The 13,181-nt window shown below is 61.8% G+C and carries 9 protein-coding genes; 1 reads left to right on the top strand and 8 read right to left on the bottom strand.

Annotation, left to right across the window (positions count from 1 at the left end; all coding sequences use genetic code 11):
- Positions 1 to 20: 20 nt before the first annotated feature.
- From TU73_RS01780 to glnE, 8 genes are all read right to left on the bottom strand, one after another.
- The gene (locus TU73_RS01780; RefSeq protein ID WP_057010701.1) at positions 21 to 1,472 is read right to left on the bottom strand and encodes a lipopolysaccharide kinase InaA family protein; all 1,452 of its coding nucleotides are present in this window, start codon (positions 1,470 to 1,472) and stop codon (positions 21 to 23) included.
- Positions 1,472 to 2,224, bottom strand: a complete 753-nt coding sequence (locus TU73_RS01775; RefSeq protein ID WP_057010700.1) for a lipopolysaccharide kinase InaA family protein — start codon at positions 2,222 to 2,224, stop codon at positions 1,472 to 1,474. Before TU73_RS01775 ends, TU73_RS01780 begins: the two co-directional genes overlap by 1 nt.
- Positions 2,221 to 2,955, bottom strand: a complete 735-nt coding sequence (locus tag TU73_RS01770) for a lipopolysaccharide kinase InaA family protein (protein ID WP_057010699.1) — start codon at positions 2,953 to 2,955, stop codon at positions 2,221 to 2,223. Before TU73_RS01770 ends, TU73_RS01775 begins: the two co-directional genes overlap by 4 nt.
- On the bottom strand, positions 2,955 to 3,761 hold the full coding sequence (gene rfaP, locus TU73_RS01765; protein WP_057010698.1) for a lipopolysaccharide core heptose(I) kinase RfaP: 807 nt from the start codon (positions 3,759 to 3,761) through the stop codon (positions 2,955 to 2,957). Before rfaP ends, TU73_RS01770 begins: the two co-directional genes overlap by 1 nt.
- Positions 3,758 to 4,882 (bottom strand): glycosyltransferase family 4 protein, encoded by a 1,125-nt coding sequence (locus TU73_RS01760; RefSeq protein WP_057010697.1) that lies wholly within the window; start codon positions 4,880 to 4,882, stop codon positions 3,758 to 3,760. The genes rfaP and TU73_RS01760 overlap by 4 nt, the downstream gene beginning before the upstream one ends.
- Entirely contained in the window at positions 4,882 to 5,943 is a 1,062-nt protein-coding gene (waaC, locus tag TU73_RS01755; RefSeq protein ID WP_057010696.1) for a lipopolysaccharide heptosyltransferase I, read from the bottom strand. Before waaC ends, TU73_RS01760 begins: the two co-directional genes overlap by 1 nt.
- A gap of 1 nt (position 5,944) precedes the next feature.
- Positions 5,945 to 6,979 (bottom strand): lipopolysaccharide heptosyltransferase II, encoded by a 1,035-nt coding sequence (gene waaF, locus TU73_RS01750; protein WP_057010695.1) that lies wholly within the window; start codon positions 6,977 to 6,979, stop codon positions 5,945 to 5,947.
- Positions 6,980 to 7,201: 222 nt separating this feature from the next.
- Positions 7,202 to 10,141, bottom strand: coding sequence for a bifunctional [glutamate--ammonia ligase]-adenylyl-L-tyrosine phosphorylase/[glutamate--ammonia-ligase] adenylyltransferase (gene glnE, locus TU73_RS01745; protein ID WP_057010694.1), 2,940 nt, complete (start codon positions 10,139 to 10,141; stop codon positions 7,202 to 7,204).
- A gap of 384 nt (positions 10,142 to 10,525) precedes the next feature.
- Here glnE and aceE point away from each other — a divergent pair, with 384 nt between their 5' ends.
- Positions 10,526 to 13,171: a pyruvate dehydrogenase (acetyl-transferring), homodimeric type gene (gene aceE / locus TU73_RS01740; RefSeq protein WP_057010693.1), complete on the top strand. Its 2,646-nt coding sequence runs from the start codon at positions 10,526 to 10,528 to the stop codon at positions 13,169 to 13,171.
- Positions 13,172 to 13,181: the final 10 nt, after the last annotated feature.

The raw sequence follows: 13,181 nt of genomic DNA, 5'->3' as shown, positions 1-13,181 counted from the left end.
CGGGCTTGCCCGCGATAGGTTTAACTGCCGACACCCGCCTCTTTGGGCAACCGCTGATCAATCACCCGATACAACGCACTGCCTTGCGGCCAATTACGCATAAACCTTGCACGGTCTTTGGCATAGGCCGGCGCAAAGCTGGCAGCGGATGAGTGCTGGCACATGGCATCCAGATCAATCATCGCCCAGCGCCCGTCACTCCAGAACAGGTTATGGCCTTTGAAATCCCCATGGCTGATGCGCTCGCGGATCAAGTCGGCAAACAACTGGTCCAGTGCCTGCAACTCGCTCTCGGGCGCATTGCCGCTCTCCACATACGGCGCAAAGCGCTCGATGATGTCCGGCCCCGGCAGGTATTCGGTGACCAGGTAGGCACGGCTGCGCAACCACAGGAACCGTTTCTCCAGCACTGCCAGCGGCGTGGGCGTGGCAAAACCCAGGAAGGCCAGACGGTTACCCTCGCGCCAGGAATGCCAGGCGCGGCTCGGGCGCCAGAAGCGCTTGAGCCAATGAGCAAAGCCCTTGATGTTGTAGCGCTTGATCACCAGCGGCCGAGCGGCCACCTCGACCTTGCCCACGCTGGCCGCGCCGCCGGTCTTGTACAGGTGGCCCTGATCGAGCAACGCATCCGCCTGCTCCAGCACCGGCAGCATGGCCGCCTCTTCTTCGCGACGGATCGCACGCAGGGCAAAGGCGCCACGTACCACGCTGAACAGCGTGCACTCTCGACCGGTCTTGTCGAGGAAATCTTTCAAGCGCCAGGCGCTGACTTTGCGTACCTGCTTTTCCAGGGCTTCCAGGGGCAAGGCATGTTCGCCATTGCCGAGCAGGTAATACACCAGCAATTCTTCGGTAAAGGGTTCGAGGTTTTTGGGCAATTGGGCAAAAAACACGCCGAGGTTTTCCAGCACTCGATTGCGCGACAGTGGCTTGCCCGGCTCCTCGACACGAATACCGGCGCCATCAATCAAATACAACTTGCCATCCTGGCGCAGCAGATTGTCCAGGTGCAGGTCTTCCTGCCACAGGCCTTTGGCGTGCATCTGGGCAATCGCACCGAGCGCTTCGGCGAGCACGGCGGTTTGTTCGTCCGCCAACGGCGGCAGGCTCTCGACGGCGCGCCAGGCGTCGGCCAGGCTTTGGGCGCCCTCGATAAATTCAAACAGCAGCCAGCCGCCCTCGCCCTCCTGCAAGCCATCGGCCAGCAACAACGGCGTGGTCAGGCCCTGCTCGGCCAACAAACGCACGCCCTTGAGCTCGCGCTGAAAATGCCGCGCCGCCTTGCTGCCCACCAGCAGCTTGGCCAACACCGGGCGACCGCGCCAAACCGCCGCGCCCACATAGCGCTGCCCAGGCAACACCCGCAACAGGCTCAGCAGTTGCAGCTGCCCTGGGCCGGCGGCATCTGCCAAGTCGATAGTCAACGGCAGGCTGGGGGAACGGCCAACATTTTTCAGCTCGGATAGGCGCATCAGCGGTTCTCCTTGTGGCTGCGGCGTGCGGTCAAGCGTTGAAGCCATGTGGATACCAAGGCACTGTCCTCGGGCTGTTCAAGATACGCCGTCAGCAGTTGGCGCACTTGCGCATCGGACCATTGCGGTGCGCGGCGCAGCAGCGGCTCCAGGTCCTTGACCCGGTCACGCCAGCCGAACAACAGCGGGCGGGTTTTCTCCAGGTCGATCAACTGCGCGGCGTAACCCTCACCGGCAGGCTGCAGGAAAATATGCTTGGGGTAAAAACAGCCATGCACCTGCCCGACGCTGTGCAGATGACGCGCCAGCTTGCCGCACGCCAACAGGATCGCACCGTGCTGGGCTGCGTTCAATTGCGCCCACTGCTCCAGCAACGAATCCAGGTCATTCCAGCCATCCAACGCACGGGTGAGCAGCATCGCCCGGCGCTCGCCCTTGACCTTGCGCTCACCGAAGAACGCCGCTTGCAGGGCCGGAATGCCGAGCTTTCGATACAGGCTGATGTTGCGAAACTCGCGGGCAAAACTCGGCTCGCCGAACGGCCGGTGCAAGGTGCGCGTGAGGTAGTTGCTCTGGCGCTTGAGGTAGTAACCCTGCCCCTCAAGCTCCAGGCGATACACACTGCTCCAACCGTCGCCGCTGGTGTTTGGCTCATCCACCGCATCCAGTTGCTTGGCCCAGAGGGCGTCGAAGGTCGCCAGGCCGTTGCGCTCAAGCAGAGCGCGGTCTTCGGCCGCCAGGAAGTCACTCATTCGCGTCCCTCGAAAAACTTCACCACATGGCGAATCCGCTGTTTGTCCGACGCCGTCAGGTGCGAGCGTTGACGATATTGCAGGTAGAAACGCAGGCGCTGGGTGGCCGACAAGTGATACTTGGCGACTTTGTCCAGGCAGGCCAGGTCCTTGGTGATGCGGTACTTGAGCCAGAAACCGCGCCAGAAATCACCGTTGGGGCAGTCGATCAGGTACAGGGTGCGCTGGTCGTCCACCAGCAGGTTGCGCCACTTCAAGTCGTTGTGGGTGAAGCGATGGTCGTGCATGGTCCGCGTGTATTCGGCGAGCTGACGGCTGATGCCATCGACCCAACGGGGGTCTTTCAGGCGTTCGTCATTACGCTCGGCCAGCACCGACAGGTCTTCGGTCCTGGGCAATTCACGGGTGATCATGGCGCCGCGGTTGTAGGCCAGGCCCTTGCGGTCCAGGCCCCAGGCAACTACGTCAGCCGTAGGGATGCCCCATTTGGCGAAACGCTTGAGGTTCTGCCATTCGGACTTCACCCGCGGCCTGCCCAGGTAACGACGCAGGCCCTTGCCGGCACCTACGTAGCGTTTGACGTAATAATTGACCCCGCCACGCTCCACCCGGATCACCTCCGACAACGGGTCGCGGGTCAGCCGCTCGCCTTGCAGAGCGAACACCGCGTCCAGGCTTCCAAAGTCATCCGCCAGGGCGGCGTAGGCAGGTTCCAGGTTCCAACCCGCCATCAGATCGCATCCCCGTATCGTTGTTTACGCGCATACAGCTTTGCTGCCATGCGTTCCAGCGCAGACAACAGCGCAGTTTGCTCGGCCAGGATCTCGCGCAGCGGCTGCTGGAAGTAGGCCTTGAGAAAACGCAGCTTGTCGCGCTGGGTCAAGCCGATCTCCAACGCAGAGTAATACAGGCCGGCCAGGTCTTTGTTGCGCCAACGCACGGGGATCGTCGCACGCACCTGGGCACGGTGCAGGTCGATCACCGACAGCTTGAGGTTGTCGACGCTGATGGGCTGGTCGGTGTGCAACAGGAAATGACAGAGGTAGCAGTCACGGTGGTTGACGCCGCCGCGGTGCATCGCGCCGACGGTACGCGCCAGCTCAAGGGTCAAGGCATGCTTGATGGCTGGCACGGGCGGTTGCTTGACCCAGTCGAGGGTCAAGTCTTCCAGGCTGATAATCGGGGTCAGTTCCCGGGTGACAATAAACGAATGCTGGTCGGCCGGGTTGCTGCCTTTTTCGCCAAACGCCACGGCAGTCATGGTCGGCACGCCGAGTTCCTGCAAGCGCTGGATCGCCAGCCACTCCTGGCCCGCGCCCAATACCGGCAACTTGGCCGTGACCAGGTTCTTGAGGATTTCGCCCCAGCCGATGCCACGGTGGATCTTCACAAAATAAGGCTGGCCCTCGACCACCGTACGCAACGTACGGCGAGCGGCCAGCTCGCGGAACACCTGGCCTTGCAGCTTCTCGACCTCGGCGAACGCATCGCGCCCGGCCCAGAGGGTCTTGAAGGGTTCGGCAAGAATCAACTTCATCGGTTTGGCTCCGCCAGAATCAGGTCCGCAGCGTACTGCGGCATGCTAAAGAGGTCGGCCGTCTCGGCGAAGGCCAGACCATTGCGACTCCAGGTCGCACGCGCTTGTGGGTCGTCGAGCATATCGACCAGATACCGGTTGAGCTGGGCTTGCTCGAACGGCTCGTCCAACACCCGGCCGCTCTGGGCCTTGTCGATGTAGAACGCATAGCCGCACACCTGGCTCACCAGTACCGGGAGGCCGGCGACCACCGCTTCGACCAGCACCATTCCGGCCGCCTCGTTATAAGCAGGGTGGATCAGCAAGTCGGCACCCAGCAGGAAGCGCGGAATATCACTGCGCCCCTTGAAGAACTGCACCTGGTCGCCAAGACCCAATGCAGCACTCTGCAATTGGAATACCTTGGGGTCGTCCTGGCCGATTACAAACAGCCGGGTGCGTTTCTTCAGCTTCGAAGGCAATGCGGCCAAGGCCTTAAGGCTGCGGTCGACGCCCTTGGTCTTGAACCCCGAACCGATCTGCACCAACAGCAGATCATCCTCGGCCAAGCCGAATTCAGCGCGGAACTCGGCGCGGATCTCGGCGGCGTTCGGCGGGGCACGGCGGTCGCGGGCAATACCCGGTGGCAACAGGTGAAAACGCTCGGCCTGGGTGCCGTAATACTGGGTAAACAGCTGCTGCTGATGCTCGGACAACACCATGATCTGCGTCTTGGCGTTTTTATCGAACACGGCGCGCTCGTATTCGGCAAAGTGCTTGTAGCGCCCGAACCAGCGATACATCGGGTTGCGCAGGGTCTGGGCCTTGTCCTCAAACACACCGTCGGCGGCAAAGTACAGGTCCAGCCCCGGCATCTTGTTGAACCCCACCACGCGGTCCACCGGGCGCTTTGCCAGGTCGGCCTGGATCCAGGCGTAGAGCTTTTCGTTGCGACGGTGGTTGACCAAGGCCTTGACCGGCGCTACCAGCACCTCAAAGCCTGGCGGGATGTCGCCTTCCCAGATCAGGGTGTACACCCGAATGCTGTGGCCGCGCTGCTGGCACTCCAGGGCGATGCGCATGAAGTCGCGCTGCAGGCCACCGAAAGGGAAGTACTTGTACAAAACAAAAGCCAGTTGCATCAGTGCTGCTCCTCGGCCAGTAACAACGTGCTCAGCCGGCTTGCGACACGCTCAGGGTTCAAGCGCGTGAAGCACAGGGGCGACTCGCGTGCGATGTCGAACCGCCGCAGGTCGTCGGCAGTGGGTTGATAAGTGCACTGTTTTTGCAGGCAAGGCGCACACGGCCAGTCGCTGGCCAAGTGAATCTGGCCCTTGCCGTAGGCGCCGGTGAGGCCTGGGTTGGTGGGGCCGAACAGGGAAATGGTCGGCACGTCCAATGCCGCCGCCAAGTGGCCAAGGCCGGTGTCGACGGCCACGCAGGCACGGGCGCTCGCCAAGACACGAGCCACGCCCGCCAGGTTGAGCTTGGGCAACACTTCGGCGTTGGGCAGGCCCTGGGCCAGGCGCTCGGCCCGGGCCTTTTCAGCGGCGTTGCCCCAGGGCAGCTTCACGTCCACGCCCAGGCGGCCCATGCGTTCGGCCAGCTCGCGCCAGTAGGCTTCGGGCCAGTGCTTGGTGTCCCAGGTGGTGCCGTGCAGCAGCAATACGAACGGTTTTTTCGGCGGCAGGCCGAGCAGCTTTTCAACGCTCAGGCCGTAGTCGCCCAGGCGTTGGGGCAGGTCGTAGCCCAGGGCCACGGCGAATAGCTGGCGCAAGCGCTCCACCGCATGCTGCCCACGGGCCACGGCCAGGCGCCGGGAATAAAAGCGCGCAGCCAGAGGTTCACGCGCAGAATCTTTGTCGAAGCCGGCGATGGGCGCCCGCACATAGCGGGTCAGCCAGGCACTTTTGAGCAAGCCCTGGGCATCGATCACCAGGTCATATTTGGTCGACTGCACCGCCTGCTTGAAGCGCCGCCATTCACCGCTCTTGACGGTTTGCCAGAGGTTCTTGCGCCAGCGGCGAATCGCCACCGGGATGACCTTGTCGACCGCCGGGTGCCAGGTGGGGATTTCGGCAAAGCCTTCTTCCACCACCCAGTCGAACCGAATGCCGGGAATCGCCCGTGCTGCATCAGTGAGGGCCGGCAAGGCATGGATCACGTCGCCCAGGGATGAGGTCTTGATTACCAGAACCCGCAACTCAATGAACCTCGACCACGTCGCCCTGCAAACGCTGCAGGGCATCGGTTACCGGCTGGGGCAGCAACTGGCGCAGGCAATTGTAGTGACCGAAACGGCAGGTACGGTCAAAGCACGGGCTGCAATCCAGGCCCAGGCGCACCACTTCGACCTTATCGGCCAGGGGCGGGGTAAACCCTGGGGAGGTGGAGCCGTACACCGCCACCAGCGGGCGGTTCAGCGCTGCCGCCACATGCATCAGGCCGGAGTCGTTGGACACTACCGAGTCGGCGCAGGACAGCAGGTCGATGGCCTCGGCCAGAGACGTGTCGCCACTGAGGTTCGTCGCTTCCTCTCGCAGGCCCGGAATCAGGCGCTGGCGAATATCTTCACCTACCGAATGATCGTTCTTCGAACCAAACAGCCACACCTGCCAGCCTTCGCGGATCTTGGTCTCGGCAACCTTGGCGTAATGCTCCGACGGCCAGCGCTTGGACTCGCCAAACTCGGCGCCCGGGCACAATGCCAGCACCGGCCGATCCAGAGCCAGGCCGAACTTGGCCAGCGCCGCATCGCGGGTGACAGGGTCGATCTGCAGGCTGGGGCGCGGATATGGCTTGGGCAACTCGGCGCCCGGCTCATACGCCAAGGCCATGAAGCGCTCGATCATCAACGGGTAGCGGGCTTTATCCAGCGTGCGCACGTCATTGAGCAGCACATAGCGAAACTCGCCGCGCCAGCCGGTGCGCTTGGGAATGCCGGCAAAGTACGGCACCAGCGCCGACTTGAGCGAGTTGGGCAACAGGATCGCCTGGTCGTACTGGCCGGCCATGGACTTGCCGATGCGTCGGCGGGTCGCCAACTCCAGGGCACCGTGGCCGAGCGGGAAGCTCAAGGCCTTGCGCACCTCGGGCATGCGCTCGAGGATCGGCCGGCTCCACTCAGGGGCGAGCACGTCGATCTGGCAGTCTGGATAGCGCTGCCGCAGGCACTGGAACAGTGTCTGTGCCATCACCATGTCACCGACCCAACTGGGCCCAACGATCAGAATATTCATGTAGTTTCCACAAACGATGCGGGGAGGCTTATGCCTCCCCGCCTCGATAATGACTGTAGATCGCGGTGCGCCAGGGAGCATCTTTATGTGGGAGCTGGCTTGCCTGTGATCGCATCACCTCGGTATCACTGATAAACCGAGGCGCCTGCATCGCGGGCAAGCCCGGCTCCCACCTTAATCCGCATTCCATATAAAAATTGGCGTCGCCCAATCAGTCGAGTTTCAATTTAAGCCCAGCGCTTGCCAGATTCGCATCACCTGTCGCCGCTCGTCGGCGAACTGGTCTCCGGCTACCGTGCCGGCCTCGTTCTGCAAAGCCTGGCGGTGCGCGGCTGAGCGGTAGGCCTTGTACACCTCACGCAGCAAATGGGCATCGGCGGCGGGCATCAGCCCGACCTGCTCCAGGCCCTCAAGAATGCGGATATTGTCGGTGTAGCGCAGCAACGATGGATGGTGCGCAGACCACGCCAAAGCCGCGTATTGCACCATAAATTCAATATCGACGATACCTCCGGCGTCCTGCTTGAGATCGAACACCGCCGTAGCCTCGAAGGCATTGGCGCCCCTGCCGGCCGCCGTGGCCCGGGTGCCGAGGTTATCGCGCATCTTGGCACGCATCTCACTGACCTCCTGGCGCAGCTTGGCCAGGTCCCGTTCACGTCCCAACACTTTAGCGCGTACCTGCTCGAATGCCTGGCCCACATCCTGGCTGCCGACCAGCACCCGCGCGCGGATCAGGGCCTGATGTTCCCAGGTCCAGGCTTCATTTTGTTGATAGCGGTCGAACGCGCCCAGGGAACTCACCAGCAGGCCGGATGCGCCGGAAGGACGCAGGCGCATGTCCACTTCATAGAGCTGGCCCGAGTTGGTCTGGGTGGTCAGCAGGTGAATGATCCGCTGGCCCAGGCGCGTAAAGAACTGCGCGCCGTCAATCGGCTTGGCGCCGTCGGTCTCGGCCTGGGGGTCGCCGTCATGGATAAACACCAGGTCCAGGTCCGAACCATGCCCCAGTTCGATGCCGCCGACTTTCCCATACCCGACAATGATGAACCCAGGATCGCACAGGGTACCGTCCAGGCGCTGCGGCGCACCGTGGCGGGCGACAGTCTGGCGCCAGGCCAGGGCCAGTACTTGTTCAAGAATCGCCTCGGCCAGCCAGGTGAGGTAGTCGCTGACTTTCATCAACGGCAGGCTGCCGGCGATTTCCGAGGCGGCCACCCGCAAGCGGTGCGCCAACTTGAAATGCCGCAGGGCTTCCATCTGCTGCTCAAGGTCATCTTCGGGAATGCGCGTAAGGCGCTCGCGCAACTCGGCGGCCAGTTCCGGCGCCAGCGGCGGCTTGAACAGGCGGCCTTCGTTGAGCAACTCATCCAGCAACAACGGGAAACGGGTGATCTGCTCGGCGATCCACGGGCTGGCGGCGCACAGGGTCAGCAGGCGACGCAGGGCGTCGGGGTTTTCCGTGAGCAGCACCAGATAAGCCGAACGCCGGGCGACCGCCTCCACCAACGGCAACACACGCTCAAGCACCAGGTCCGGGTTGGCGTGCTCGACGGCCTGGGCCAGCAGGCGCGGGATAAACGCGTCCAAGCGTTCACGCCCCAAGCGCTGCATGGCACGCAATTGCGGGCTACCGCGCAGGCCGGCCAGGGCCTTGAGGGCCTTGGGCGCATCGGTGAAACCGCCTTCGGCCAGTTGGCGGCACGCGGCGTCTTCATCCTGGGACTCCTCCCACAGCGGCAACCACTCGCCACCGACGACCAGCTCGCTTTCTTCGCCTTCCTCTTCATCCGGGTCGGCGATCACTTGGCGGAAGTGCCAATCCACGCGACCACGCCAGTACATCAGGCGCTCGTGGAACGAGGCCCAATCGCTGAAACCCAGCATAAAGGCGATACGCGCCTGGTCTTCGGGGCTATCGGGGAGCATTTGCGTCTGGCGGTCGGCGATCGCCTGGATCGCGTGTTCGGTGTAGCGCAGGAATTCGTAGCCATTGCGCAACTCGGTGACCACCGCCGGCGGCAGGTAACCCTGGCCTTCCAGGGTGCCCAGCACGTTCAGCAACGGACGTTGTTGCAGGCTGAGGTCGCGACCACCGTGGATCAACTGGAACGCCTGGGCGATAAATTCCACCTCGCGGATGCCGCCTGCACCCAGCTTGATATTGTCGGCCATGCCCTTGCGCCGCACTTCCTGCTGAATCAACTGCTTCATGGTGCGCAGCGCTTCGATGGCGGAGAAATCCAGGTAGCGGCGGTAGACGAACGGCCGCAGCATATCCAGCAACTGCGCGCCCGCCACCTGATCGCCGGCCACCACCCGCGCCTTGATCATCGCGTAGCGTTCCCAGTCCCGGCCCTGATCCTGATAGTACTGCTCCAGCGCGTTGAAGCTGAGCACCAAGGCGCCGGACGAGCCGTAGGGACGCAGGCGCATGTCGACACGGAAAACAAAGCCGTCGACGGTCATCGGGTCGAGGGCCTTGATCAATTTCTGACCAAGGCGGATGAAAAACTCCTGATTATCCAGGGAGCGTTTCACACCCACCGTTTCGCCACCTTCAGGGTAGGCAAAGATCAGGTCGATATCCGAGGACAGGTTCAATTCCACCGCACCGAGCTTGCCCATGCCGAGGATAACCATGTGCTGGGCTTCACCGCTGCGTCGCCCGGTGGGCGTGCCGAACTGGGCGCAGTGGCGCTGGTACAACCATTGGTAGGCCTGGTCGATGCTGGCATCGGCCATGTCAGAGAGATCGCGACAGGTTTGCACCAGATCAGCCTGGCGCGTCAGGTCGCGCCAGATGATGCGCACTTGCTGGCGCGTGCGCTGGCGGCGCAGCACACGGCCCAGTTCATCTTCTGTTTCGGCTTGTTGCACTGCGCCAGCAATCTGGCTGCACAGCTCACCGGGCGCAAAGCCGCGGTCCAGCTCGCCCCAGGCCACCAGTTCGAGCAACATCAAGGGGTCACGAACACTCTGTTCAATGACAAAATCACTGGCGGCGCACACGCGGGCGAAGTCGGCCCACCGTTGCGGCGTCCACGCAGAAAGGCCATGATCGTCATCCAGCGCGGCCACCGCGTCACGAAATGACTGCTCGGCCCGGTTGGCATAAGGCAACAGAATGGCCGGCAGTTCGGCCAGCGTTGGAAGGCTCATGGTCTATCCTTGATCGGCGTGTAAATGGCGTGTAGTTGTGAAGGCAAGAGCCATGCTCGGTGAAGGACTGTCGAACAAAAGGTTAGAAATAGCTGAAATTAAATTAATCTTGGCAGGCAACATCAAAGTTTCACCTTTTCTTGTTCGCAATAGACCAACAATAACGATTATGCTCACCAGCAAGACCGAGCCATACGCTCAGTCTTGTGTAGTTTTACTACTCGTATATACATTCGAAAGGCTGAAATGGCCGACGATTTGTAGTAAAACTACAGGACGCCGAAGCAACCTTCGGCCATCCAAGAATTTATGTCGTCTGCCCACAAGGCCAGTCGCAAACTTCAGGCAACCGATTCTGGTAGCCTTTCCGCCCTGGAGCAAGCCATGCAAGACCTCGATCCCGTCGAAACCCAGGAATGGCTGGACGCCCTGGAATCGGTTCTCGACAAAGAAGGCGAAGACCGTGCTCACTACCTGATGACCCGTATGGGCGAACTCGCGACCCGCAGCGGCTCGCAACTGCCTTACGCCATCACTACGCCATACCGCAACACCATCCCCGTTACCCACGAAGCACGCATGCCTGGCGACCTGTTCATGGAACGCCGCATTCGCTCGCTGGTACGTTGGAACGCCATGGCGATGGTAATGCGCACGAACTTGAAAGATTCTGACCTGGGCGGTCACATCTCCAGCTTCGCTTCCAGCGCAACCCTGTATGACATCGGCTTCAACTACTTCTTCCAGGCCCCGACCGACGAACACGGCGGTGACCTGATCTACTTCCAGGGCCACACCTCGCCAGGCGTCTACGCCCGTGCGTTCATGGAAGGTCGCATCAGCGAAGAACAAATGAACAACTTCCGCCAGGAAGTCGACGGTCAGGGCCTGTCGTCCTACCCGCACCCTTGGCTGATGCCTGATTTCTGGCAGTTCCCGACCGTTTCCATGGGCCTTGGCCCGATCCAGGCGATCTACCAGGCACGCTTCATGAAGTACCTGGAAGCCCGCGGCTTCATCCCCGAAGGCAAGCAGAAAGTCTGGTGTTTCCTGGGCGACGGCGAGTGCGACGAGCCGGAATCCCTGGGTGCCATCTCCCTGGCCGGCCGCGAGAAGCTCGACAACCTGATCTTCGTCATCAACTGCAACCTGCAGCGCCTCGACGGCCCGGTTCGCGGCAACGGCAAGATCATCCAGGAACTTGAAGGCGTGTTCCGTGGCGCCCACTGGAACGTGACCAAGGTCATCTGGGGCCGCTTCTGGGACCCACTGCTGGCCAAGGACGTCGACGGCATCCTGCAACGTCGCATGGACGAAGTCATCGACGGCGAATACCAGAACTACAAGGCTAAAGACGGCGCGTTCGTTCGCGAGCACTTCTTCAACACGCCTGAGCTCAAGGCGATGGTTGCCGACCTGTCCGACGACGAGATCTGGAAGCTCAACCGTGGCGGCCACGACCCGTACAAGGTCTACGCGGCGTATCACCAAGCGGTCAACCACAAGGAACAACCCACCGTCATCCTGGCCAAGACCATCAAGGGTTATGGCACCGGTGCCGGCGAAGCGAAGAACACCGCGCACAACACCAAGAAAGTCGATGTCGACAGCCTGAAGTTGTTCCGCGACCGCTTCGACATCCCGGTCAAGGACGAAGAGCTGGAGAACCTGCCGTTCTTCAAGCCTGAGCCAAACAGCGCCGAAGCCCGCTACCTGAGCGAGCGTCGCACTGCATTGGGCGGTTTCGTGCCACAGCGCCGCGCCAACAGTTTCAGCGTACCGACGCCGGACCTGAGCACCCTCAAGGCTATCCTTGACGGCTCGGGCGACCGTGAAATCTCCACCACCATGGCCTTCGTGCGCATCCTTGCGCAACTGGTCAAGGACAAGGAAATCGGCCCGCGCATCGTCCCGATCATCCCGGACGAAGCCCGTACCTTCGGTATGGAAGGCATGTTCCGCCAGTTGGGCATCTACTCTTCCGTCGGCCAGCTCTACGAGCCTGTCGATAAAGACCAGGTGATGTTCTACAAGGAAGACAAGAAGGGCCAGATCCTCGAAGAAGGCATCAACGAAGCGGGCGCCATGAGCTCCTTCATCGCTGCCGGTACTTCGTACTCCAGCCACAACCAGCCGATGCTGCCGTTCTACATCTTCTACTCGATGTTCGGCTTCCAGCGTATCGGCGACCTGGCCTGGGCTGCAGGCGACAGCCGTACCCGTGGTTTCCTGATCGGCGGTACCGCCGGCCGCACCACGCTGAACGGCGAAGGCCTGCAACACGAAGACGGTCACAGCCACATCCTGGCTGCCACCATCCCGAACTGCCGCACCTTTGATCCAACCTACGGCTATGAGCTGGCGGTGATCATCCAGGACGGCATGAAGAAGATGACCGAAGAACAGCAGGACGTTTTCTACTACATCACCGTGATGAACGAGTCCTACCAGCAGCCTGCCATGCCGGCCGGCGTGGAAGAAGGCATCATCAAGGGCATGTACCTGCTCGAAGAAGACACCAAGGAAGCGGCGCACCACGTACAGCTGATGGGCTCCGGCACCATCCTGCGCGAAGTGCGTGAAGCGGCCAAGATCCTGCGTGACGAGTTCAACGTCGGCGCCGATGTGTGGAGCGTGACCAGCTTCAACGAACTGCGTCGCGACGGCCTGGCCGTAGAGCGCAGCAACCGCCTGCACCCTGGCCAGAAACCCGCCAAGAGCTACGTCGAAGAATGCCTGGCCGGCCGCAAGGGTCCGGTTATCGCCTCGACCGACTACATGAAACTGTTTGCTGAACAAATTCGCCAGTGGGTCCCGTCCAAGGAATTCAAAGTCCTGGGCACCGACGGTTTCGGTCGCAGTGACAGCCGCAAGAAGCTGCGTCACTTCTTCGAAGTCGACCGTCACTTCGTGGTGTTGGCAGCCCTGGAAGCCTTGGCTGACCGTGGTGAGATCGAACCCAAGGTGGTGGCTGACGCCATCGTCAAGTTCGGGATCAACCCGGAAAAACGCAACCCACTGGACTGCTGAGGAGATTTTT

The sequence above is a fragment of the Pseudomonas libanensis genome (assembly GCF_001439685.1).
GTDB classification, from domain to species: Bacteria; Pseudomonadota; Gammaproteobacteria; order Pseudomonadales; family Pseudomonadaceae; genus Aquipseudomonas; species Aquipseudomonas libanensis.
This window is presented reverse-complemented; position numbering and strand designations above follow the sequence as displayed.

What these genes read in the sequence shown, in the direction of transcription:
- glnE (WP_057010694.1), bottom strand. Translation starts at nt 10,141, where the DNA reads ATGAGCCTTCCAACGCTGGCCGAACTGCCGGCCATTCTGTTGCCTTAT.
- TU73_RS01760 (WP_057010697.1), bottom strand. Translation starts at nt 4,882, where the DNA reads ATGCAACTGGCTTTTGTTTTGTACAAGTACTTCCCTTTCGGTGGCCTG.
- TU73_RS01780 (WP_057010701.1), bottom strand. Translation starts at nt 1,472, where the DNA reads ATGCGCCTATCCGAGCTGAAAAATGTTGGCCGTTCCCCCAGCCTGCCG.
- rfaP (WP_057010698.1), bottom strand. Translation starts at nt 3,761, where the DNA reads ATGAAGTTGATTCTTGCCGAACCCTTCAAGACCCTCTGGGCCGGGCGC.
- TU73_RS01770 (WP_057010699.1), bottom strand. Translation starts at nt 2,955, where the DNA reads ATGGCGGGTTGGAACCTGGAACCTGCCTACGCCGCCCTGGCGGATGAC.
- TU73_RS01775 (WP_057010700.1), bottom strand. Translation starts at nt 2,224, where the DNA reads ATGAGTGACTTCCTGGCGGCCGAAGACCGCGCTCTGCTTGAGCGCAAC.
- aceE (WP_057010693.1), top strand. Translation starts at nt 10,526, where the DNA reads ATGCAAGACCTCGATCCCGTCGAAACCCAGGAATGGCTGGACGCCCTG.
- waaF (WP_057010695.1), bottom strand. Translation starts at nt 6,979, where the DNA reads ATGAATATTCTGATCGTTGGGCCCAGTTGGGTCGGTGACATGGTGATG.